The organism is Pseudomonas kielensis (genome assembly GCF_030505375.1).
GTDB lineage: Bacteria > Pseudomonadota > Gammaproteobacteria > Pseudomonadales > Pseudomonadaceae > Aquipseudomonas > Aquipseudomonas kielensis.
Genome location: NZ_CP130043.1, coordinates 1,900,703 through 1,921,391 on the forward strand (window position 1 = coordinate 1,900,703; position 20,689 = coordinate 1,921,391).

The following is a 20,689-nucleotide window of genomic DNA, read 5'->3' on the forward strand; positions in this document are numbered from 1 at the left end:
CTAGGCTTAAAGCTGGATAACCCGCCGGTACAGCCCCATGAACGCCAAGCGCCCGACCTGCGCGGCGCCCGCCCTCGACACGCCCGCGCCCGCCGCCAGTCAGAGCTATCAGTATTGCAACCTCGACCTCAGCGCCAGCGCCAGCACCGCGCTCGCCGAAGAGGTCGCGCTGGCGATTGCCTACAACGGCATCAGCCAGGCAGTGATGCTGGTAACCCCTACCGATCTTGAAGACTTCATCGTCGGCTTCAGCCTGGGCAGCGGGATCGTCAGTGAGCGCAGCGATATCTACGACCTGCAGCTCAGCGGCTCGGGTTCTGCGATGTACGCCCAGGTCAACATCGCCAGCCGTGCGTTCTGGAACCTCAAGCAGCAGCGTCGGCAACTGGCCGGTACCAGCGGCTGCGGCTTGTGTGGCGTCGAAGCCGTGGAGCAGGCCTTGCCGCAACTGCCCGTCTTGCCGGGAGCGCCCCTGCCGCCGGCCGAATGGCTGGACGGCCTGCGCCAACGCATCAATGCCTTCCAACCCCTGGGCCAGCACTGCGGTGCGGTGCACGCGGCGGTGTTCATGAATAACCAGGGCGAGTTGCTGCTGGGCCGCGAAGACATCGGCCGGCACAACGCCCTCGACAAGCTGATCGGCGCCCTGGTCCGGCAGGACATCCCGACAGCAGGCGGGGTGGCGATTGTCACCAGTCGCTGCAGCCTGGAACTGATCCAGAAAGCCCTGCGCGCCGGGATCCAGACCCTGGTCAGCCTGTCGTCGCCCACCGGCCTTGCCCTGCAGTGGGCGCGCCGACACAACCTCAATCTCATCCACCTGCCGCACAAAAGTGCGCCGCGGGTGTATAGCCCTGCGATGGAGAATCAAGCGTGAGCACTCATCATCAAGCCGACCAGACACCCACCCCACGCTACAAGCCCTACAAGGGCCCGGCCGGTGGCTGGGGCGCGCTGATCAGTGTCGCCCAGGCGTGGTTGACCAGCGACAACGCGCTGAAGAACATCCGCATGATGCTCAAGACCAACCAGAACGGCGGGTTCGACTGCCCGGGCTGTGCCTGGGGCGATTCGCCGGAAAGCGGCATGGTCAAGTTCTGCGAAAACGGCGCCAAGGCGGTCAACTGGGAAGCCACCAAACGCCGTGTCGACGCGGCATTTTTCGCCAAGCACAGCGTCAGCGCGTTGCTGGAGCAGAGCGACTACTGGCTCGAGTACCAGGGCCGCCTGACTGAACCGATGAGCTACAACGCCGAGACCGACCGTTACCAGCCCATCAGCTGGGAGGCCGCGTTCACGCTGATCGGCCAACACCTGCGAAACCTGGCGAGCCCTGACCAGGCCGAGTTCTACACCTCGGGCCGCGCCAGCAATGAAGCGGCCTATCTGTACCAGTTGTTTGTCCGCGCGTTTGGCACCAACAACTTCCCGGATTGCTCGAACATGTGCCACGAAGCCAGTGGCGTGGCCCTGGCGCAGAGCGTCGGGGTCGGCAAAGGCACCGTGACCTTCGATGACTTCGAACATGCCGACGCGATTTTCGTCTGGGGCCAGAACCCCGGGACCAATCATCCGCGGATGCTTGAGCCGCTGCGTGAAGCGGTAAAACGTGGTGCGCAGGTGGTCTGTATCAACCCGCTCAAGGAGCGTGGCCTGGAGCGTTTCCAGCACCCGCAGCATCCGATCGAAATGCTCACCAACGGCGACAAGCCGACCAACACCGCCTATCTGCGCCCCGCGCTGGGTGGCGACATGGCGTTGTTGCGCGGCATGGCCAAATTCCTCCTGCAGTGGGAACGCGAGGCGCAGGGCAGCGGCGCGCCTTCGGTGTTCGACCATGAGTTCCTCAACGAGCACACGGTCAACCTCCACGACTACCTGAGCCAGATCGACGACACCCCGTGGGCGCAGATCGTCGAGCAGTCCGGGCTGAGCCTGGAAGACGTCGAGCAAGCCGCGCGCATGTACGCGGCCGGCAAGAACGTGATCATGTGCTGGGCCATGGGCATCACCCAGCACCGCCACTCGGTGCCGACCATCCAGGAAATCGCCAACCTGATGCTGCTGCGCGGCAACATCGGCCGTCCGGGCGCGGGCCTGTGCCCGGTGCGTGGCCACAGTAACGTGCAAGGCGACCGGACCATGGGCATCAACGAACGGCCACCCGTGGCGTTCCTCGATGCGCTGGAGCGGCGCTTCCAGTTCAAGGTGCCGCGCGACAATGGCCACAACGTGGTCGAAGCCATCCACGCGATGCTCGAAGGTCGCTCCAAAGTCTTTATCGGCCTGGGCGGCAACTTTGCCCAAGCCACACCGGACAGCCCACGGACCTTCCAGGCCCTGAGCAACTGCGACCTCACCGTGCAGATCAGCACCAAGCTCAACCGCAGCCACCTGGCCCACGGTAAAGCCGCCTTGATCCTGCCGTGCCTGGGCCGTACCGACATCGACCTGCAAACCGAAGGGGCGCAAGCGGTGACCGTGGAGGATTCGTTCAGCATGGTCCACGCCTCCAATGGCCAGTTGAACCCGCTGTCCAGGCTGATGCGCTCCGAGCCTTCGATCATCGCCGGCATCGCCGCGGCCACCCTGGGCAGCACCCCCGTGGACTGGAGCTGGCTGGTGGCCGATTACCGACGCATTCGCGAGTTGATCGCCGACACCATTCCAGGCTTCAAGGACTTCAACCAGAAGATCGAGCACCCGGGCGGTTTCTACCTGGGCAACAGTGCCGGCGAACGGCGCTGGAACACCCCGTCAGGTCGCGCCAACTTCCGCGCCAATACCTTGCCCCTCGACCTGGTTCACGAACGTACCCGGGCCACCGGGCAGTTGCCGGACCTGATCATGCAGTCCATGCGCTCCCACGATCAGTACAACACCACCATCTACGGTCTTGATGACCGTTATCGTGGGGTCAAGGGCCAGCGGGATGTGCTGTTCGTCAACGAAGCCGACATCATCCGCCTGGGCTTCAAGCCCGGGCAGAAGGCTGACATTGTGTCGATCTGGGATGATGGCCGGGAGCGTCGGGTGAAGGGCTTCACCCTGCTGGCGTTCGATATTCCGGCGGGACAAGCGGCGGCGTACTACCCGGAAGTCAACCCGTTGGTGCCGCTGGAAAGCACCGGGGATGGCAGCCACACGCCGACGTCCAAATTTGTCGCGATCCGCCTGGAAGCGGCGAGTGCAAGCGGGCTGATCAAGGCCAGGTCGGCCTGAAGCCTGGCGTCGAATTTTCGCTCGCCTGCGCTTAACCAACGCCCACAAAAAAGGCCGCTTTGTTAGCAAAGCGGCCTGTCCCAAGTAGTTAAAGACCTGCAAAAATCAATTAAGTTCCGTAGTAAAAACAACAACTTAGCAAAATGTGAGAAGGTCGTGTTACTCGTCGGATTTCGATTGTAACCATCCCGTCACAGCCTCAGGATCGCGGCGTCATCCCTCTGAGGCTCCTCTATGAAGTTCTCCTCGATTCTCTTGTTGTCCCTTGGCCTGATCAGTGGCGTCGCGTCAGCTGGAGGCACCACCGAAGCCGGTGTGGGCGGCGCATTGGGCGGGGTTCTTGGCTCGGTCGTCGGTCAGTCACTGGGCGGCAGCACTGGCTCAACCATTGGTGCCGCACTGGGCGGTGCGGGTGGTAGTGCGGTGGGCGCCGACAAACGCAGCCGTGGCGAAGCCGCGATCGGTGGTGCGCTGGGCGCAGCCGGCGGCAACGTGGTCGGTCGCAGCGTCGGCGGTACCTCGGGCAGCCTGATCGGCGCAGCAGCCGGCGGCGGTGCCGGTGGCGCGCTGGGTAACTACATGGGCAACAAAAGCGATGACGACGACCGTAACGATCGTCGCTACCGCGGTGGTCACGATGACCGTCGCTACTACCGTCACGGTCACCCGGGCCGTGGCCATGCCTATGGGCATCGCAAGCACAAGCATTATCGCGACTGACCCCGTCGCCTCACGCAAATCCCGCGTAAAGAATCGCAGCCCTCGGGCTGCGATTTTTCGTTTCAGGCCAGCAATCGCTCCAGCGCCTCACGCAGCCCGGCAGGAATGGTCACCGGCTGGTTCGAGGCCCGATCGACAAACACGTGGACAAAGCGCCCCGCCGCACAGGCGTCCTCCTCACCGGCCTTGAACACGGCCAGTTCGTACTGCACCGAACTGTTGCCCAGCTTGCCGACTCGCAGGCCAATCTCGATGCGCTCGGGGAACGCGATCGAGGCGAAGTAATCGCACGCCGAGCTCACCACAAACCCGACCACTTCGCCGTCATGGATATCCAGGCCACCCACTTCGATCAGGTAGGTGTTCACCGCCGTGTCGAAGAAGCTGTAGTAGGTCACATTGTTCACATGGCCATACACATCGTTGTCGTGCCAGCGGGTAATGATCGGCTGGAAATGCCGGTAGTCGGCACGTTGGGGCATGCGGTCAGTCATGGGGTTTCTCGTGCAAAGGGGCTGGCAGTGTAGTGGCTGCGCGGCGTTCAGTCAGCCTGGTACCGCGCCAGCTGTCCGCCGCTGGCGACCAGTTCGCGGATGATCCCGGCAGGTTTCCACAAGGCGCCCTGCTCGGCTTCTAGACGCAACAGTCGCGCCTCGATAGCGGCCAGCACTTGCTGGTCAGCCCATGCCATCGGCCCGCCCTTGTCCGCCGGGAACCCGTAACCGTTCAGGTAAACCAGGTCGATGTCCCGCGCAGATTCGGCGATGCCTTCCTGGAGAATCTTGGCCCCCTCGTTGACCAGTGCCAGCAGGCAGCGCTCAAGGATCTCTTCGGCGCCGATCTCGCGGCGTTGATACCCGAGCTGCTCACTGACCCGCAGGACCAGCGCGTCTACCTGCGGATCGTGCTCAGCCTGACGGCTGCCCGGTTCGTAGTGGTAGTAGCCATTGCCGCTCTTCTGCCCGAAACGTCCTTGCTCGCACAGGCGGTTATCCACCTGGATTTCATCCTCATCCTGGCCGACACCGGCCAACTCGCGGGCGCGCCAGCCAAGGTCGATGCCGACCACGTCGTACATGCGAAACGGCCCCATGGCAAACCCGAAACCTTGCAACGCGGCATCGACCTGGTAGGGAAACGCGCCCTCGAGCAACATTTTGCGTGCCTCGAGCACGTAGGTATTAAGCATCCGGTTGCCGATAAAGCCGAAGCAGTTACCCGCCACCACACTGACCTTGCCCATGCGGTCGCCCAGGGCCTTGGCGGCTTGCAGCACCGCCGGGGCGGTTTGCGCACCACGGACGATTTCCAGCAGTTTCATGATGTGCGCGGGGCTGAAGAAGTGCAGGCCCAGTACCTGTTGCGGGCGCTGGGTGACCGCGGCAATGGCGTCGATATCCAGGGCCGAGGTATTACTGGCCAGGATTGCCTGGGGCTTGAGCAGACCGTCGAGCTGGCGAAAGATCTGCTGCTTGAGTTCGAGGTTTTCGTAGACCGCCTCGATCACCAGGTCCACCTCGCTGATCGCCGCGTAGTCCGCAGCGGCCGTGACCCTGGCGATGCGCGCGTCCGCCTCGGCCTGGTCGATGCGGCCCTGACGCACGTTGTGCGCCCAGGTCTGGGCGATGGCCGTCAGCGCCTGGTCGAGCATCTGCGGATTGTTGTCGACCCACTGCACCGGCACCCCGGCATTGGCCAGGCACATGACGATGCCACGGCCCATGGTGCCGGCGCCGATCACGGCGGCACGCTGAATCTGGAGTGGCGTCTGGCTCATTGTTTGCTCTCTTGTTGGTGAACCTTGGACAGCGATCACCATAGTCAGCTGAGCAGGCTTTTTGAAGCCTATTGCGCTGATGGGCGACATTCAGCAAATGGATGTTCCTGCGGGCAGATGGTGCTCGATCCAACTGCGCACCTCGGCGTAGGGGTAAGCCTCCAGCGCCGCAAACCCCGGAATGGCCCGGGCCTTGAGCTTGGTAAACAGCGGTACGCTGATGCCACACAAAAACCGCGTCAGCCGTTCCGCGCTCGGCACCTGAGCGTTGAAACCCTGGTGCCTGCGGATGAAGTCGCCGCACAGGGCCTCGAAGTCTTTATCCGCCAGCGCCGGCAATTCGGGGGGAGCCGGCAGGCGGGCAACCTGGCCATGGCACACCGAGCAATGCCCACATTGCTGCGGCGCCTGGTTGTCACCGAAGTACTGCGCCAGGCGATAACCCAGGCAATGTTCAGTGGCGAACAACTCGAGCATGGCGTGGATCCGCGCAACTTCCGTACGTTCGTGCCGGGTGAAATAGCCATGCAGTTCCAGGCTCAGCGCCTGCGCATCGAAATCGCTCTGGAGCAGGCTGTAGACCTCGGTCGTCTGCTTGCTTTCCAGCTCGATCCAGCCTTGCTCCTGGCAATAATCCAGGGCCTTGACCACCCGGTTGCGCTCCGCCTGGTGCTGCAGGTACAGCGCGTCGAAATTGACCGTGACCCAGGTTCGCGCGCGGCTTGAGGTCTGGATGATGGCGTCGACAAAGTCTCGGCGCTCGCCGGTAAACCGCGCCAGCAGCGCCTCGGGCTCCAGTACAAACTTGAACCGGTACTCGGCAAAGTAGGCATAACGCGCAGCGATCAGGCGCTTGAGTTCCAGTTGAACCAGCAAGGTCTTGAGCGGCAACTGGCGGATGTTGCTGTGATCGGCCAGCGGCCCCAGCAAAAACTCCCATTGCCCGTCCGGCGCGCAGGCTTGCAGTTCATCGAGCACACAGCGGATGCCATCGAGTTCCGGGGTGTCGCCATAGACGAAGTTTTCCAGCACGTTGAGGCTGTCTCGATTGGCCAGCACCAGGCAATCGGAGGGCTCGCCGTCACGTCCGGCCCGACCGATTTCCTGGCTGTAGTTTTCGATGGATTTGGGCAGGTCGAAATGCACCACGTTGCGGATGTCGCTCTTGTCGATCCCCATGCCGAACGCGATGGTGGCGACAATGCAATTGGACTGGCCAGCCATGAACCGGCGTTGTATCGCTTCGCGCTGATCATGGGGTAACCCGGCGTGATAGGCCTCGGCCGCGAGCCCGTGCTGGCTCAGGTGCTGGGCGATCTGTTCGGCGGTTTTCTGCAAGGTCACGTAGACGATGCTGGGCTGCCCGGCCCGCTCGCCCAACCACTGCACCAGACGCCGCCGCTTGTCCTGGCCACGCACCGGCTCCACCAGCAGATTGAGGTTGGCCCGGTAGAAGCCGGTGGTGACCACATCGTCGGCAGCAATGGCAAACCTGGCCTGCATGTCGGCGATGACCTTGGGCGTGGCGGTAGCCGTCAGCAACAGGGCCTGGGGGATGTTGAACTGGCGCTGGTAGTCCGGCAGCTTCAGGTAGTCGGGGCGAAAGTTATGACCCCACTCGGAAATGCAGTGCGCCTCGTCCACCACCAGCAGCGAGATCGGCACCTGCTGCAGGAAATTGCGAAACCGCTCGTTCTTCAGGCGCTCCACGGAAATCATCAGGATCTTCAACTCGCCACTGCGCGCCCGCGCCATCACGTCGCTGGCGTCATCACGGCTCTGTGCCGAATCGATACTGGCGGCGGCAATGCCGTGGCGTTGCAGGAATGCCAGTTGATCCTGCATCAGCGCCAGCAGCGGCGAGACCACCAGTGTCAGGTGGGGCAACAGCAGGGCCGGCAACTGATAACACAAGGACTTGCCGGAACCGGTGGGGAAAATCGCCGCCGCCGAGCGCCCGGCCAGCACCGCGCTGACCGCCGCCTCCTGGCCGGGACGAAACTGTGGATAACCGAAGACCTGTTCGAGGGTGTTGTGCATGAGCGGTCACTCCATTGACGGCTGCAGTGCCAAAAGCCTAGCGGGCGAGCGCAGCACGTCGAGAAAAGGTCGGGGATAAAAAGATACGGAATGATACAGGGAGAACGTCCCACTTCCCGCGACGCTGCAACTCTCACGAGTCACGCATTTCAATGCGAAACATCCTACTCAACTTTGTCGAGCTGACGCCGTCACACCAGGCTTCAATCCTGCCCGACACGTGGGAAACCCGAGTCGTGGCCAACCGCCCAAAAAAACCGCGAAACGCCTGTAGGCCGGCGTCCGATCGTCGTGTAAATCCCCTACAACAGCCGTCCATGCAGGCCATCTTGCTGCGCCTTGCCAGCACTCCCTATAGTTTGCTGCACGGCACAACCGCCCCTTGCCGCGCGATGTCGCAAATGCCTACCGGAACCGAGCCCATGAGCACCTTAACTCCGTCTTTCGAGCGCTATCGTCAGCTGAGCTCTACCGCCGGCGATACCCCGGTCCTGGTCATCGACACCCAGGCCACTCCCCAGGCCCTGCTTGAGGCCGCTCAACAACGCATCCGCGCGGCCAGCAACTTGCTGGAAACTTTTTACTGCCTGTGTTTCAACCAGGCGGACGTCAAGGATATTCCGCATATCGTGAACGCGTTATACCTGTTGATTCAAGACGGCAGTGACGTGCTTGAAGTTTTGCAACAACGCCTGCCAAAACAAAACTGAAGTTATCCACAACACACTAAAAATCCAGCAACACTAAGCACCTTCCATGCTGAGTTGTTCAAACTTAATCTGCCCATTCATTAAATAGATTAAGGCAACTTCCAATGACTACATTGACCGTATATTTCTGCGGTACCGGCTCGACTAAATTTGACGCTACGAATACTACGTACTGGAATGGCGAACTTGTTTCCACCCTCGCCAACCACGAGCGTGGCCGTGAGTTTGCCGAATGGGCGGTGATCGACGGCCCCGGCACCAGCAACTTGCAAGCCGATGAAATGTTTTACAAGTCCGAAGAGTACGGCATCTCCGGAAGTCTGTTCGGCAGTGGCTGGGAAGAAAACGTCAAGCACGCCCTGCAACTCATCAAGGGCAAGACTTCCTGGCAACGACTTGAACTAACCAAAGAAGAATACGACCGCCTGAAAGCTGCCGGCATTCCCATTGAAGACGTTGAAACCGTCGGCTCATGGTTCTGGCGCAAGTACAACTACGGCGAACGGACTGTCACCCAACAGGCGTTACAGGAGCAGATCATCAAGTTGTTCCGCAAGGACGGCATTATCCCCACTTGCGTCAATCTTGTTGGCTGGAGTCGCGGCGCAGTAAGTTGTCACATGCTGGCCAACATGATGCTCAATGATCCTGAACTGAAACAGGTGCCGGTCAATATATTCGCCGTCGACCCCGTACCCGGCCCCATGAACTTTCAGCCTGAACGAGTGACACTTGGCGCCAACGTCAAAGAGTATGTGGGGTTCTTTGCCCGCGACGAACGCTCCAAAGGGTTTTCCTGCGTCGTCCCCCTCACACACAGCAACACCAGGACCCATGTCTACCCCATGGCCGGTCGCCACGGAACATTGGTCGGGAACGCTTCCCTCAAGGGCACCTCTGGCCCGAAACAATTACCGGAGCCAGGCCTGATCGTGCGCCACTTCGCCGAGCGCTGCCTGACCCGCTGGGGCGTGAAGCTCGACAAGATGCTTAACCTTACGACTGCCGATCTGCAGAACCACCACAACGCCATCAGCCAAGCCGACGCCCATTACGTGCTGATGCGCCAAGAGTCCTACACCTACTTCACCGAACAGGAACAAGGCGAGCGTTACGTCTCCCATGGCAGCAACGGCACTGCCTTCTCGTCGGTCCAGGGCGCGCCCCTGCAGCCAACGGCAGGGCTGGGTGCGAAACTGACATTCGAGCAGTCCAGCTACCTGGATATCCGCTGAGTGTGCAGCGCTTCGATCACAGGCACAAAAAAGCCGCCCCCTAGGGGCGGCTCTTTATGCATCAGACCAACACTTACAACTTAGGACCTGCAGCCTTGATGGCGTCGCTCACGTCGAACTTCTTGAAGTTCTCGATGAACAGGCCGGCCAGGGCCTTGGCAGCTTCGTCGTAGGCGGCTACGTCAGCCCAGGTGTTGCGTGGGTTCAGCAGGCCAGTCTCAACGCCCGGTACGGCCACTGGCACGTCGAGGTTGATGGTATCCAGGTGCTCGGTCTCGGTACCGATCAGAGCGCCGCTCTGGATCGCTGCGATCACCGCACGGGTAGTCGGGATGTTGAAACGCTTGCCGACGCCGTAGCCACCGCCGGTCCAGCCGGTGTTGACCAGGTAGACCTTGGAGCCGAAGCCGCGGATGCGCTTGATCAGCAGCTCTGCGTATTCGCCAGCCGGACGCGGGAAGAACGGTGCGCCGAAGCAGGTGGAGAAGGTCGACTTGATGCCGCTGCCCGAACCCATTTCAGTCGAGCCCACCAGAGCGGTGTAGCCGGACAGGAAGTGGTAGGCCGCTTGTTCTTCGTTGAGGATCGAGACTGGCGGCAGGACGCCGGTCAGGTCGCAAGTCAGGAAGATCACAGCGTTTGGCTCGCCACCCAGGTTCTGCTCGGAACGCTTGGCAACGTGCTCCAGCGGGTACGCGGCGCGGCTGTTCTGGGTCAGGCTGACATCGGCGTAGTCGGCGTGCTTGGCGTCGTCGATCACGACGTTTTCCAGGACTGCACCGTGCTTGATGGCTTTCCAGATAACCGGCTCGTTCTTCTCGGACAGGTCGATGCACTTGGCATAGCAACCGCCTTCGATGTTGAACACCACGCCTTCGCCCCAGCCGTGCTCGTCGTCACCGATCAGGTAACGGCTTTCATCGGCCGACAGGGTGGTTTTACCGGTGCCCGACAGACCGAAGAACAGGGTCACGTCGCCTGCTTCGCCGATGTTGGCGGCGCAGTGCATTGGCAGCACGTCAGCGGCTGGCAGCAGGAAGTTCTGTACCGAGAACATGGCTTTTTTCATTTCACCGGCGTAACGCATGCCGGCGATTAGCACTTTCTTCTGGGCGAAGTTGATGATCACGCAACCATCGGAGTTGGTGCCGTCACGCTCTGGCACGCACTCGAAGTTGGCCACGTTGAGCACTTGCCACTCATCACGACCGGCCGGGTTGTACTGCTCCGGGTTGATGAACAGGCAACGACCGAACAGGTTCTGCCAGGCAGTCTGGGTGGTCATCTTCACGGCCAGGTAGTGGTCTTGGGCAGCACCAACGTGGACGTGGGAAACGAAATGCTCTTGCGCGTTGTTGAATGCCTCAACGCGAGCCCACAGGGCATCGAACTTGTCGGCCGGGAACTTGCGGTTGATGGGGCCCCAGGCAATGGCATCCTGGGTGGTTGGCTCTTCCACGATGAAACGGTCAACTGGCGAACGGCCGGTACGGTGACCAGTACGAACTACCAGCGCGCCGGTATCGGCAAGCTCGCCTTCACCGCGACTCAAGGCTTCTTTAACCAGATCATCAACACTCAGATCGGTGTACACGGCGTTATTGGCTTGCGTCATGAGGTTCCCCGTCGGCCAGTGGCCGAGTGCTCCAAACGTTTTGTAGTAGAAAGTCCTGCACTACTACCGCGAAAAAAGTGGGCCGGATTATGCCAGAAAAGCCTGAAAAGAGTAGGGTCCTCCCGTCAGTACGGCGTTAATCCGGCACAAAGCAGTGAATTCACCTGCGCTGAAACGTTTTAGTGGCGAGTATCTGACGGTGTATCCACGCCCGCACCGGCGAACAATTGACCGATATCCGCCGAGTCAAACAGGTAGCGTTCGTTGCAGAACTGGCAATCGATCTCGATATTGCCGCCGTGTTCGACGACCAACGCCTGGGCATCTTCCAGGCCGAGGCTGACCAGCGCATTGCCGGAACGCTCGCGGGAACAGCTGCAACGAAAGCGCAATTTCTGCACATCAAACAGGCGCACCTGCTCTTCGTGGTAGAGACGGTGCAGCACGGTTTCGTTGTCCAGGCTGAGCAGTTCATCAGCGGTCAGGGTGCCGCCCAGCGCCGTGATGTGCTGCCAGCTGGCGGCCCGCTCTTCCTCGTCTTTCAGGCGGTCGGCCGGCAGTTGCTGCAGCAGCAGGCCACGGGCGCGACGGCCATCGGCATGCAGCCAGAAGCGGGTGCCGACCTGCTGGGACATGACGAAGTAATTGGTGAAGCATTCCGACAGGGTCGCGCCATCGAGGTCGACGATGCCCTGATAGCGCTGGCCCTGGGTCGGGTCGACGGTCAATGCCAGGACGCCGTTGGGCATCATGTCTGCCAGGGTCGCGTCAGGGGCGATCTGGTCGGCTTCATAACGCGCCAGGCCACGGATTTCCCGCTCGCTCGAGCACTCGATCATCAACAGCGGCACCGGGCCTTCGGAACGCGCCTGAAGGATCAGCAAACCATCGAACTTCAAGGTGCCGACCAGCAACGCCGCCGCCGCCATCAGCTCGCCAAGCATCTGCGCCACCGGCTCCGGATAGGGGTGTTTAGCGAGGACTTCGGCATAGCTGCGCTCCAGCGCAACCAGTTCGCCACGGGTATCGCTGTCATCAAAGATGAAGCGCTGGGTGTAGTCGGTATCCGGTAGATCAGTCATAGGTCTGGGTATCTGAAGTGATGACAAAATGTGTGCAAGGGCCGAAAATCAGTCCTTCGCACTATTTTGGTGCGTGATTTATCGCCATGGGAGGCATTTTATGAACAATCCGAGTCTGTTCCAAGCAAGGTGGGACCTCGGCCGATTGACGCTGTGTAATTTAGTCCCGTTGGCCCTGCTGGGTTTCTGGTTATGGCCTGCGGGACAGATGCTGTGTGTGATTTTCGACGAGTGGCTTTTTCATTTACTCAATGACCCCCTGGCAACCAGCCCAACCTGGTTGCACATCTGGGCGGTCGCCAGCCTCAGACCCTTTGACGCAGTGGTCGGGATCATCCTGCTGGTACTGTTGATTCGCGGCAACTGGGTGTTCAAGGCCGGCGATGTGCGCCGTGCTTTTTTCGGCTTCTTCGCCATTCTGCTGCTGATGCTGGTGATCCGTACCCTGTTCTCCAAAGTCGCCGCGCACCTGGGCTGGCAACACCAGAGCCCATCGATGGTGATCACCGGCGCGGTGCAAATGAGCGACTACTTCCCGGGCCTGGAAAAGACCTGGGAGCTCAAGGACCGTTCCAGCCAGAGCTTTCCCGGGGACCATGCCTCGGTGCTGATTATCTGGGCACTGTTCATGAGCCTGTTCAGCCGGACTCTGGGGCAATGGCTGACGATCTGGAGCCTGGCCCTGCTGTTCATGCTGCCGCGCCTGGTAGCTGGCGCCCACTGGGGCCAGGACGATTACATCGGCGGTATGCTGCTGGCGGTCTGGGCATTGGGCTGGGGTTACTACACGCCATTCGCTGCCAGGGCGTCCGAGTTCTTTATGCGGCTGACCGCGCCACTTTTCAAGTTGCTGGGCCAGTTGCCGGTGATTTCGCGGATGAGCGTGGTGCGAAACGTTCCTGCCGGCTGAATGAATGATCGCTGCAAGGATCGCCACCTGCTGGTGGCAATCCTTGGTTCACTATTCGTGGCTACTGCCATGAAACTTGAACAGGTCACGACGCTGTTTCTTGCTCGGCTTGCCGTCGGTGGTGACACTCAGGGCGCCGGCCTTGCGCAGTGCCGCGGCATTCTCGCGCTTGGTGATGCTGGCGTCGGTCTCTGCGTACAAGGCCTGGGCCTGCGGGGCACCACGCCGAACGATCGATAGTGCCTGCACCACCACCGTGCGCTCTTCAAACCCGACGCGGATCTGCAATTCGTCACCGATGCGTGGCTCCTTGCCCGGCTTGCAGCGCTCCCCTCGACAATGCACCTTGCCACTCTCGATGGCGGCCTTGGCCAGCGCGCGGGTTTTGTAAAAGCGCGCCGCCCACAACCACTTATCGAGACGGACTTTGTCGTCCTCTTCGCTTTTTTGTGCCATGGGTTTTCCTCATTCTGAAATATTTCTGAACTGTACTACCGTTTCTGTCATGCCATGAATTTCACCGCCGCAGCATACAATGCACCACCTCCTCGGGCCGCACATGAGGAGCGGCAATCCAGGCTGTAGATATCTGTCGCCTTTTAACCACTATTCTGCGTGAATACCGCCCATTCGGCCGCGTTGCGGTGCGAGCGGGTATCTCACCGGTTGAGCACATTTGAAGACATTTGACCATTTGACCGTTGTCGGTCTGCGCGAGTGGGTGGCGCTCCCTGATCTGGGGGTCGCGGGCCTGCGCGCCAAAATCGACACCGGTGCCAGCACCTCCAGCCTGCACGCCACCGAGATCGAGCCATTCGAGCGCGACGGCGAGAAGTGGGTGCGATTTACCGCACACTTGGGCACGGTGGTGCAGTTGCGCCATCGTCGCTGTGAAGCACCGCTGGTGACACGAAAAACCATCAAGAGCTCCAATGGTCACGCGCAGGTGCGCTACGTGATCAGCACCACCCTGGCACTCGGCGATCGGGTCTGGCGAGTCGAGTTCACCCTCGCCTGCCGCAAATCCATGCGCTATCGCCTGCTCCTCGGCTCCAAGGCTCTGGTCGACGGCCAGTTGGTGGTCAATCCCGGCATCAAGTACGTTCAAGACAAGCCGGTGTTCCCGGTGTCCACTCTCTCCTCCACAGGTGTTGCATGAAGATCGCTGTGCTGTCGCGGAACCCGCGTCTGTATTCCACTCGTCGTTTGGTTGAAGCCGGGACCGAACGCGGCCATGAGATGGTGGTGATCGATACCCTGCGCGCCTATATGAACATTGCCAGTCATAAGCCGCAGATCCACTACCGCGGCAAACCCCTGGAAGGGTTCGACGCCGTGATCCCGCGGATCGGCGCGTCGGTGACTTTCTATGGTTGCGCGGTGTTGCGCCAGTTCGAAATGATGGGTGTGTTCCCGCTCAACGAGTCGGTGGCCATCGCCCGTTCGCGGGACAAGCTACGCTCGCTGCAACTGCTGTCACGCCGTGGCATCGGCCTGCCGGTCACCGGTTTTGCTCACTCCCCGGACGACATCCCTGACCTGATCGACATGGTCAATGGCGCGCCGTTGGTGATCAAGGTACTGGAAGGGACTCAAGGCATCGGCGTGGTGCTGTGCGAGACGGCGACCGCCGCCGAGTCGGTGATCGAGGCGTTCATGGGCCTCAAGCAGAACATCATGGTCCAGGAATACATCAAGGAAGCCGGTGGCGCGGACATCCGCTGCTTCGTGGTCGGCGACAAGGTGATTGCAGCGATGAAACGTCAGGCCAAGCCAGGCGAATTCCGCTCCAACCTGCACCGGGGCGGCAGCGCCAGCCTGATCAAGATCACTCCCGAAGAACGCATGACCGCATTGCGTGCGGCCAAGGTCATGGGCCTGGCGGTGGCCGGGGTCGACATCCTGCGCTCCAACCACGGACCGCTGGTGATGGAAGTGAACTCCTCGCCGGGCCTGGAAGGGATCGAAACCACCACCAGCAAGGACGTGGCGGGGATAATCATCCAGCACCTGGAGAAAAACGGTGGTCCGAACATGACCCGGACCAAAGGGAAAGGGTAAACGACAGCGGCAAGAGAGGACCTATGCCGCTCCTCTCTTGCCGCTTGAAGCTTGAAGCTTGAAGCTGCGCCTATACCGCGTCCCGAGGCAGCATCAACCCCAACGGCAACCGCACCCGCGCTTCCAGGCCGCCACCGGAACGGTTGCGCAGCTCGACATTGCCGCCATGCATCGACGCGATGCGCTTGACGATGGCCAACCCCAACCCAGTGCCCTTGCCGCCCCGGGCACGATCACCCCGGGTGAACGGGTTGAAGATCGCCTCCAGCTCTGCGGGGTCGATGCCGGCCCCGCGGTCCATGACGCTCAGCACCACGTACGGCGCACTGACATCCCCCGAGACGTAAGCCGCCACCTCCACATCGCTGCCCGCGTGATGCAAGGCATTGCCGATCAGGTTGTTCAGCAGGCGCTTCATCGACACCCGACGCAGCGGGAATGGCTGGATCGGCTCCAGGCGCAGGCGCACGCGTTCTTCGTTCTGGTTGTAGGGCGCAGCCACTTCACGCACCAGGTCGCTCAGGTCGACCTCCTCCACCGACTCGTCGCGACCATCACGAATGAATGCCAGGAACTGGTCGAGAATCGCGTCCATGTCCTCGATGTCGCGCACCATGTCGTCCGTCAGGTCGTTGTGGCCACCCATCAGTTCCAGCGACAGGCGCAGGCGGGTCAAGGGCGTACGCAGGTCATGGGACACTCCCGCCAGCATCAACTCACGCTCACGCCCCGCCTGCTCGACATCCTCGGCCATCTGGTTGAAGGCCCGGTACACCTCGGCCATCTCGCTGGGTGTGTCGCTGATCGGCAGCCGCACGCTGCGGCCCTGCCCCAATTGCCGGGCGGCATCCACCAGGCGCTTGAGGGGCTGGTTGAGCTGGCTGACAAAAATCCACGCCGAGGCGGTGGATAAGAGTCCGATGGCGAGGAACCAGCCCAGCACGCTCCAGATTTTCTGGCCCCGCAGCGGATGCGGGTACAGCGGTACTTTCAGCCAGCCATCGCCCAGGCTCGGCGCCCGCACCCAGAGCGCTGGCGGCGCGTGCATGCGCAGGCGCACCTCGGTGTCGCCGCCCAGTTCGGCCTGCATCTGTCGTTGGTAGATTTCACTGTAGGGCCAATGCTGCTCGCCGTCGGGCACGCCAGCGCCCACCACGCGGATCAATCCCACGGAATCGGCAATTTCAGCTCGGTTGGCTTCGTCGGCGGCCCAATACGCGCGCAGTGTCAGGGCGACACCGTGGCTGTATTGACGATCCACCAGCACGTCCTCGTTCATCAGTAGATAAACCAGGGTCAGCGCCTTGGAAAAAAGCACGACGATCAGCACCAGCCAGAGGGTGCGGGAGAAGAAACTCTGGGGGAACCACACAGGGGTTTTCATAGGAGACAGCTACACACTTTGCAGGAGCGAGAGAGACTCGCAGAGTTGCGGATCACGAATCAACCGGATAACACACTATCCGGCCGATTCGCTCCTACAAATGACAGATCACTTGGTCGCAGTGCCGTCCGGAACGAACACGTAGCCCACACCCCAGACAGTCTGGATATAACGCGGCTTGGAGGGATCAGGTTCGATCATCCGGCGCAGGCGGGAGATCTGTACATCGATGGAACGCTCCAGGGCATCCCATTCGCGGCCACGGGCCAGGTTCATCAGCTTGTCGCGGGTCAGCGGTTGGCGCGCGTTCATCACCAGCGCCTTGAGGACCGCGAACTCACCGGTGGTGAGCATGTGTACTTCATCGCCGCGCTTGAGTTCGCGGGTAGCAAGGGACAGCTCGTAGTCGCCGAAGCTCACGCTTTCGTCTTCGCTGCCCGGCGCGCCCGGCACCGGAGTCGATTGACGACGCAGGACGGCCTTGACGCGAGCCATCAGCTCGTCCGGGTTGAACGGCTTGGCCAGGTAATCATCGGCGCCCAGCTCCAGGCCCTTGATGCGGCTCAGCTCGTCGCCCTTGGCGGTGAGCATGATGATCGGGATCTGGTTGTTTGCGCCACGCAGGCGGCGGCAAGCGGTCAGGCCGTCTTCGCCGGGCAGCATCAGGTCGAGGACGACCAGGTTGAACACTTCACGGGCCAGCAGACGATCCATCTGTTCGGTGTTCGGTACGGCGCGGGCACGGTAGCCCTTGCTGACGAAAAAACGTTCCAGCAGGCTGCTGAGCCCCGGATCGTCGTCAACGATTAGAATTTTTTCGCCTTCAGCAGTTTGTGCAGTGCTGCTCATTGGATGCTCCTTTGATCTCGGCGCGCATTATGGCGTAGCTGTCGTTATACGCACCGTGTGCATTGTTAGCAGATTTTTCCTCTACCGCCAGCAATACAGGCATTGTGCCTACAGGTTGCTTTAGCCCCCGAAGCACGGAACGCTGGTTATAATGCGCGGCCTTTTGTGTCAGGCAACGTCAGATCGTTACCGTCTGCGGCGGCTTATTATTTTTCCGCGCCGGGCAGTAATTTTTCGATTTCACGGGTCAATGGGATGCCTATTGATCCAGGTAGCGGCGCAGGCCAGGCCGCTCAACCAGACTCGCCGGGCCTAGTCACTGCGCCCGCGAGCCTGCTTTCACAATTTGTCAGGTGGTTTTATGGACAGCATCAACAGCCGCATCGCCGAGGAACTCGGTGTCCGCCCACAACAGGTCGAAGCGGCCGTCGCGCTACTCGATGAAGGCTCCACAGTGCCCTTCATCGCCCGCTACCGGAAAGAAGTGACCGGCAGCCTCGATGACATCCAGTTGCGGCACCTGGAAGAGCGCCTGCGCTACCTGCGAGAACTCGACGAACGGCGCATCAGCATCCTGGCCAGCATCCAGGAGCAAGGCAAGCTGACCCCGGCACTCGAGCGTGACATCAAGCTCGCCGACACCAAGACCCGCCTCGAAGACCTGTACCTGCCGTACAAACAGAAGCGCCGCACCAAGGGCCAGATCGCCCTGGAAGCCGGCCTCGGCGAGCTGGCCGACGGCCTGTTCAACGACCCGACCCTCACGCCAGACGCCGAAGCCGCGCGCTTCGTCGATGCCGAGAAAGGCGTGGCCGACGTCAAGGCAGCCCTCGAAGGCGCCAAGTACATCCTCATGGAACGCTTTGCCGAAGACGCCAACCTGCTCGACAAGTTGCGCAGCTACCTCAAGCAGGAAGCCACCCTCAGTGCCCGCGTGATCGCCGGCAAGGAGGAGGAAGGTGCCAAGTTCCGCGATTACTTCGAACACGATGAACCCCTCAAGAGCATGCCGTCGCACCGCGCCCTGGCGATTTTCCGTGGCCGCAACGAAGGCATCCTGAGCTCGGCGCTGAAAGTCGGCGACGAACTGCCGGGCACCATGCACCCGTGCGAAGGCATGATCGGCCAGCAATTCGGCATCGCCAACCAGAACCGCCCGGCCGACAAATGGCTGGGCGAAGTGGTGCGCTGGACCTGGAAGGTCAAGCTCTACACCCACCTGGAAACCGACCTGCTGGGCGAGCTGCGTGACGGCGCCGAGACCGAAGCCATCAACGTCTTTGCCCACAACCTGCACGACCTGCTGCTGGCCGCCCCAGCCGGCCCGCGCGCCACCCTGGGCCTGGACCCGGGCCTGCGCACCGGGTGCAAGGTCGCGGTGGTCGACTCCACCGGCAAGATGCTCGACCACGCCACGGTCTACCCGCACGTGCCGCACAACAAGTGGGACCAGACCATCGCGGTGCTGGCGGCCTTGTGCGCCAAGCACTCGGTTGACCTGATCGCGATCGGCAACGGCACCGCCAGCCGGGAAACCGACAAGCTGGCCGCCGACCTGATCAAAAAATACCCAGCGATGAAAATGACCAAGGTCATGGTCTCCGAAGCGGGCGCATCGGTGTACTCGGCCTCGGAGCTGGCCTCCAAGGAATTCCCGGACCTGGACGTGTCGATCCGTGGCGCGGTGTCGATTGCCCGGCGCCTGCAGGACCCGTTGGCGGAGCTGGTGAAGATCGATCCGAAGTCGATTGGCGTCGGCCAGTACCAGCACGACGTCTCGCAGCTGAAACTGGCGCGCGGCCTGGACGCGGTGGTCGAAGACTGCGTGAACGCCGTCGGGGTCGACGTCAACACCGCCTCCGTGGCGCTGCTGGCGCGCATCTCCGGCCTCAACGCGACCCTGGCGCAGAACATCGTCAGCCACCGCGACGAACACGGCGCGTTCAAGACCCGCGCCGCACTGAAGAAGGTCGCCCGCCTGGGAGAAAAAACCTTCGAACAGGCCGCAGGTTTCCTACGCGTGATGAACGGCGACAACCCGCTGGACTCCTCGGCAGTACACCCGGAAGCCTATCCGCTGGTACAGCGCATTGCCGCTGAGACCGACCGTGATATCCGCTCGCTGATCGGCGACGCGAGCTTCCTCAAGCGCCTGGACCCGAAGAAATACACCGACGAAACCTTCGGCCTGCCGACCGTCACCGACATCCTGCAAGAGCTGGAAAAACCTGGCCGCGACCCGCGTCCCGAGTTCAAGACCGCAGAGTTCCAGGAAGGCGTCGAAGACCTCAAGGACCTGCAGTTGGGGATGATCCTCGAAGGCGTGGTCACCAACGTGACCAACTTCGGCGCGTTTGTGGATATCGGCGTGCATCAGGACGGTTTGGTGCATATCTCCGCGCTTTCCGAGAAGTTCATCAAGGACCCACGGGAAGCGGTGAAAGCCGGTGACGTGGTCAAGGTCAAGGTCATGGAAGTCGACATCCCGCGCAAACGCGTAGGCCTGTCGATGCGCATGAGCGACACCCCGGGCGAGAAGATCGACGGCGCCCGTGGTGCACGACCAGGCTCGGCCCCACGCCAGTCTTCGAACCCTGCACCGCGCAAGGAAACCCCGGCGACCGCGCCAAGCAACAACGCCATGGCGTCGCTGTTTGCCAACGCCAAGCAGTTGAAGAAGCGCTGATGGAGGTCCCTGCCGGGTTGTCCGAAAGCGCCTTTTTCAAGCTCTTGGGTTGCCGTTTGCACGGCCTGGAAACCGGGGTGGCGCAAGTCGCCCTGGCCCTTGCGCCCGACCTGCGCAATCGAGGGGGCAAACTGCACGGTGGGGCTCTGTTCAGCCTGGTGGACATTGCCATGGGGCTGGCCTGTTCCAGCGTCCATGGCTTTGACCAGCAGAGCGCGACCATCGAGTGCAAGATCAACTACATCCGCGCCGTCTCGGACGGCGAGGTGCTGTGCACGGCCCGGGTGCTGCACCCGGGCCGGCGCACGTTGGTGGTCGAGGCCGACGTGATGCAAGGCGACAAACTGGTCGCAAAAGCACAAGGCACATTCGCTGTCCTATAGATGCCGCTCATCGAT

The 20,689-nt window shown here is 61.6% G+C and carries 18 protein-coding genes; 10 read left to right on the forward strand and 8 right to left on the reverse strand.

What is annotated here, in order from left to right:
• Positions 1-37 precede the first annotated feature (37 nt).
• From fdhD to Q1W70_RS08920, 3 genes are all read left to right on the forward strand, one after another.
• Positions 38-877, forward strand: a complete 840-nt coding sequence (gene fdhD, locus Q1W70_RS08910; RefSeq protein ID WP_166590304.1) for a formate dehydrogenase accessory sulfurtransferase FdhD — start codon at positions 38-40, stop codon at positions 875-877.
• Positions 874-3,222, forward strand: a complete 2,349-nt coding sequence (locus Q1W70_RS08915) for an FdhF/YdeP family oxidoreductase (RefSeq protein WP_166590303.1) — start codon at positions 874-876, stop codon at positions 3,220-3,222. The genes fdhD and Q1W70_RS08915 overlap by 4 nt, the downstream gene beginning before the upstream one ends.
• A gap of 234 nt (positions 3,223-3,456) precedes the next feature.
• Entirely contained in the window at positions 3,457-3,942 is a 486-nt protein-coding gene (locus Q1W70_RS08920) for a glycine zipper domain-containing protein (RefSeq protein ID WP_302098778.1), read from the forward strand.
• A gap of 62 nt (positions 3,943-4,004) precedes the next feature.
• Here the strand turns inward: Q1W70_RS08920 and Q1W70_RS08925 are convergent, their stop codons facing one another.
• From Q1W70_RS08925 to Q1W70_RS08935, 3 genes are all read right to left on the reverse strand, one after another.
• Positions 4,005-4,436, reverse strand: a complete 432-nt coding sequence (locus tag Q1W70_RS08925) for an acyl-CoA thioesterase (protein WP_166590302.1) — start codon at positions 4,434-4,436, stop codon at positions 4,005-4,007.
• A gap of 47 nt (positions 4,437-4,483) precedes the next feature.
• Entirely contained in the window at positions 4,484-5,719 is a 1,236-nt protein-coding gene (locus tag Q1W70_RS08930; RefSeq protein ID WP_302098779.1) for a 3-hydroxyacyl-CoA dehydrogenase, read from the reverse strand.
• A gap of 90 nt (positions 5,720-5,809) precedes the next feature.
• A complete protein-coding gene (locus Q1W70_RS08935) occupies positions 5,810-7,759 on the reverse strand; it encodes a RecQ family ATP-dependent DNA helicase (RefSeq protein WP_302098780.1) in 1,950 nt (649 codons plus the stop codon).
• A gap of 422 nt (positions 7,760-8,181) precedes the next feature.
• Here Q1W70_RS08935 and Q1W70_RS08940 point away from each other — a divergent pair, with 422 nt between their 5' ends.
• Both Q1W70_RS08940 and Q1W70_RS08945 read left to right on the forward strand, forming a co-directional pair.
• Positions 8,182-8,469 (forward strand): hypothetical protein, encoded by a 288-nt coding sequence (locus Q1W70_RS08940; protein WP_166590326.1) that lies wholly within the window; start codon positions 8,182-8,184, stop codon positions 8,467-8,469.
• A gap of 104 nt (positions 8,470-8,573) precedes the next feature.
• Complete coding sequence (locus tag Q1W70_RS08945) at positions 8,574-9,704, forward strand: hypothetical protein (protein ID WP_182343093.1); 1,131 nt, start codon at positions 8,574-8,576, stop codon at positions 9,702-9,704.
• Between the two features lie 73 nt (positions 9,705-9,777).
• Here the strand turns inward: Q1W70_RS08945 and Q1W70_RS08950 are convergent, their stop codons facing one another.
• Both Q1W70_RS08950 and hslO read right to left on the reverse strand, forming a co-directional pair.
• Positions 9,778-11,319: a phosphoenolpyruvate carboxykinase gene (locus tag Q1W70_RS08950; RefSeq protein WP_166590298.1), complete on the reverse strand. Its 1,542-nt coding sequence runs from the start codon at positions 11,317-11,319 to the stop codon at positions 9,778-9,780.
• A 179-nt stretch (positions 11,320-11,498) separates the two neighbouring features.
• Entirely contained in the window at positions 11,499-12,401 is a 903-nt protein-coding gene (gene hslO / locus Q1W70_RS08955; protein ID WP_166590297.1) for an Hsp33 family molecular chaperone HslO, read from the reverse strand.
• 100 nt (positions 12,402-12,501) lie between these two features.
• Here hslO and Q1W70_RS08960 point away from each other — a divergent pair, with 100 nt between their 5' ends.
• Positions 12,502-13,311, forward strand: a complete 810-nt coding sequence (locus tag Q1W70_RS08960; RefSeq protein ID WP_166590296.1) for a phosphatase PAP2 family protein — start codon at positions 12,502-12,504, stop codon at positions 13,309-13,311.
• A gap of 51 nt (positions 13,312-13,362) precedes the next feature.
• Here Q1W70_RS08960 and Q1W70_RS08965 read toward each other — a convergent pair whose 3' ends face one another.
• Positions 13,363-13,767, reverse strand: a complete 405-nt coding sequence (locus Q1W70_RS08965) for an RNA-binding S4 domain-containing protein (protein WP_166590295.1) — start codon at positions 13,765-13,767, stop codon at positions 13,363-13,365.
• A gap of 220 nt (positions 13,768-13,987) precedes the next feature.
• Here Q1W70_RS08965 and rimB point away from each other — a divergent pair, with 220 nt between their 5' ends.
• Entirely contained in the window at positions 13,988-14,470 is a 483-nt protein-coding gene (gene rimB, locus Q1W70_RS08970) for a retropepsin-like aspartic endopeptidase RimB (protein WP_166590294.1), read from the forward strand.
• Positions 14,467-15,372 carry a 30S ribosomal protein S6--L-glutamate ligase gene (gene rimK, locus Q1W70_RS08975; RefSeq protein ID WP_166590293.1) on the forward strand — a complete coding sequence of 302 codons (906 nt, stop codon included), beginning with the start codon at positions 14,467-14,469 and terminating at the stop codon, positions 15,370-15,372. Before rimB ends, rimK begins: the two co-directional genes overlap by 4 nt.
• Positions 15,373-15,442: 70 nt before the next feature.
• On the opposite strand, the gene Q1W70_RS08980 is transcribed toward rimK, so the two are convergent.
• Both Q1W70_RS08980 and ompR read right to left on the reverse strand, forming a co-directional pair.
• Positions 15,443-16,756 carry an ATP-binding protein gene (locus Q1W70_RS08980; RefSeq protein ID WP_166590292.1) on the reverse strand — a complete coding sequence of 438 codons (1,314 nt, stop codon included), beginning with the start codon at positions 16,754-16,756 and terminating at the stop codon, positions 15,443-15,445.
• Positions 16,757-16,864: 108 nt separating this feature from the next.
• On the reverse strand, positions 16,865-17,605 hold the full coding sequence (gene ompR, locus Q1W70_RS08985; RefSeq protein ID WP_095167476.1) for an osmolarity response regulator transcription factor OmpR: 741 nt from the start codon (positions 17,603-17,605) through the stop codon (positions 16,865-16,867).
• A 361-nt stretch (positions 17,606-17,966) separates the two neighbouring features.
• Here ompR and Q1W70_RS08990 point away from each other — a divergent pair, with 361 nt between their 5' ends.
• Together Q1W70_RS08990 and Q1W70_RS08995 are read left to right on the forward strand one after the other, a co-directional pair.
• Positions 17,967-20,291 carry a Tex family protein gene (locus Q1W70_RS08990; protein WP_302098781.1) on the forward strand — a complete coding sequence of 775 codons (2,325 nt, stop codon included), beginning with the start codon at positions 17,967-17,969 and terminating at the stop codon, positions 20,289-20,291.
• On the forward strand, positions 20,291-20,674 hold the full coding sequence (locus Q1W70_RS08995) for a PaaI family thioesterase (RefSeq protein WP_182343087.1): 384 nt from the start codon (positions 20,291-20,293) through the stop codon (positions 20,672-20,674). The genes Q1W70_RS08990 and Q1W70_RS08995 overlap by 1 nt, the downstream gene beginning before the upstream one ends.
• Positions 20,675-20,689: the final 15 nt, after the last annotated feature.

Excerpts from the sequence above, each read along its gene's own strand:
- Q1W70_RS08935 (WP_302098780.1), bottom strand. The coding sequence starts at position 7,759 with ATGCACAACACCCTCGAACAGGTCTTCGGTTATCCACAGTTTCGTCCC.
- Q1W70_RS08930 (WP_302098779.1), bottom strand. The coding sequence starts at position 5,719 with ATGAGCCAGACGCCACTCCAGATTCAGCGTGCCGCCGTGATCGGCGCC.
- ompR (WP_095167476.1), bottom strand. The coding sequence starts at position 17,605 with ATGAGCAGCACTGCACAAACTGCTGAAGGCGAAAAAATTCTAATCGTT.
- Q1W70_RS08925 (WP_166590302.1), bottom strand. The coding sequence starts at position 4,436 with ATGACTGACCGCATGCCCCAACGTGCCGACTACCGGCATTTCCAGCCG.
- fdhD (WP_166590304.1), top strand. The coding sequence starts at position 38 with ATGAACGCCAAGCGCCCGACCTGCGCGGCGCCCGCCCTCGACACGCCC.
- Q1W70_RS08920 (WP_302098778.1), top strand. The coding sequence starts at position 3,457 with ATGAAGTTCTCCTCGATTCTCTTGTTGTCCCTTGGCCTGATCAGTGGC.
- Q1W70_RS08995 (WP_182343087.1), top strand. The coding sequence starts at position 20,291 with ATGGAGGTCCCTGCCGGGTTGTCCGAAAGCGCCTTTTTCAAGCTCTTG.
- Q1W70_RS08945 (WP_182343093.1), top strand. The coding sequence starts at position 8,574 with ATGACTACATTGACCGTATATTTCTGCGGTACCGGCTCGACTAAATTT.
- Q1W70_RS08950 (WP_166590298.1), bottom strand. The coding sequence starts at position 11,319 with ATGACGCAAGCCAATAACGCCGTGTACACCGATCTGAGTGTTGATGAT.
- Q1W70_RS08980 (WP_166590292.1), bottom strand. The coding sequence starts at position 16,756 with ATGAAAACCCCTGTGTGGTTCCCCCAGAGTTTCTTCTCCCGCACCCTC.
- Q1W70_RS08965 (WP_166590295.1), bottom strand. The coding sequence starts at position 13,767 with ATGGCACAAAAAAGCGAAGAGGACGACAAAGTCCGTCTCGATAAGTGG.
- Q1W70_RS08990 (WP_302098781.1), top strand. The coding sequence starts at position 17,967 with ATGGACAGCATCAACAGCCGCATCGCCGAGGAACTCGGTGTCCGCCCA.
- rimK (WP_166590293.1), top strand. The coding sequence starts at position 14,467 with ATGAAGATCGCTGTGCTGTCGCGGAACCCGCGTCTGTATTCCACTCGT.
- Q1W70_RS08960 (WP_166590296.1), top strand. The coding sequence starts at position 12,502 with ATGAACAATCCGAGTCTGTTCCAAGCAAGGTGGGACCTCGGCCGATTG.
- Q1W70_RS08940 (WP_166590326.1), top strand. The coding sequence starts at position 8,182 with ATGAGCACCTTAACTCCGTCTTTCGAGCGCTATCGTCAGCTGAGCTCT.
- hslO (WP_166590297.1), bottom strand. The coding sequence starts at position 12,401 with ATGACTGATCTACCGGATACCGACTACACCCAGCGCTTCATCTTTGAT.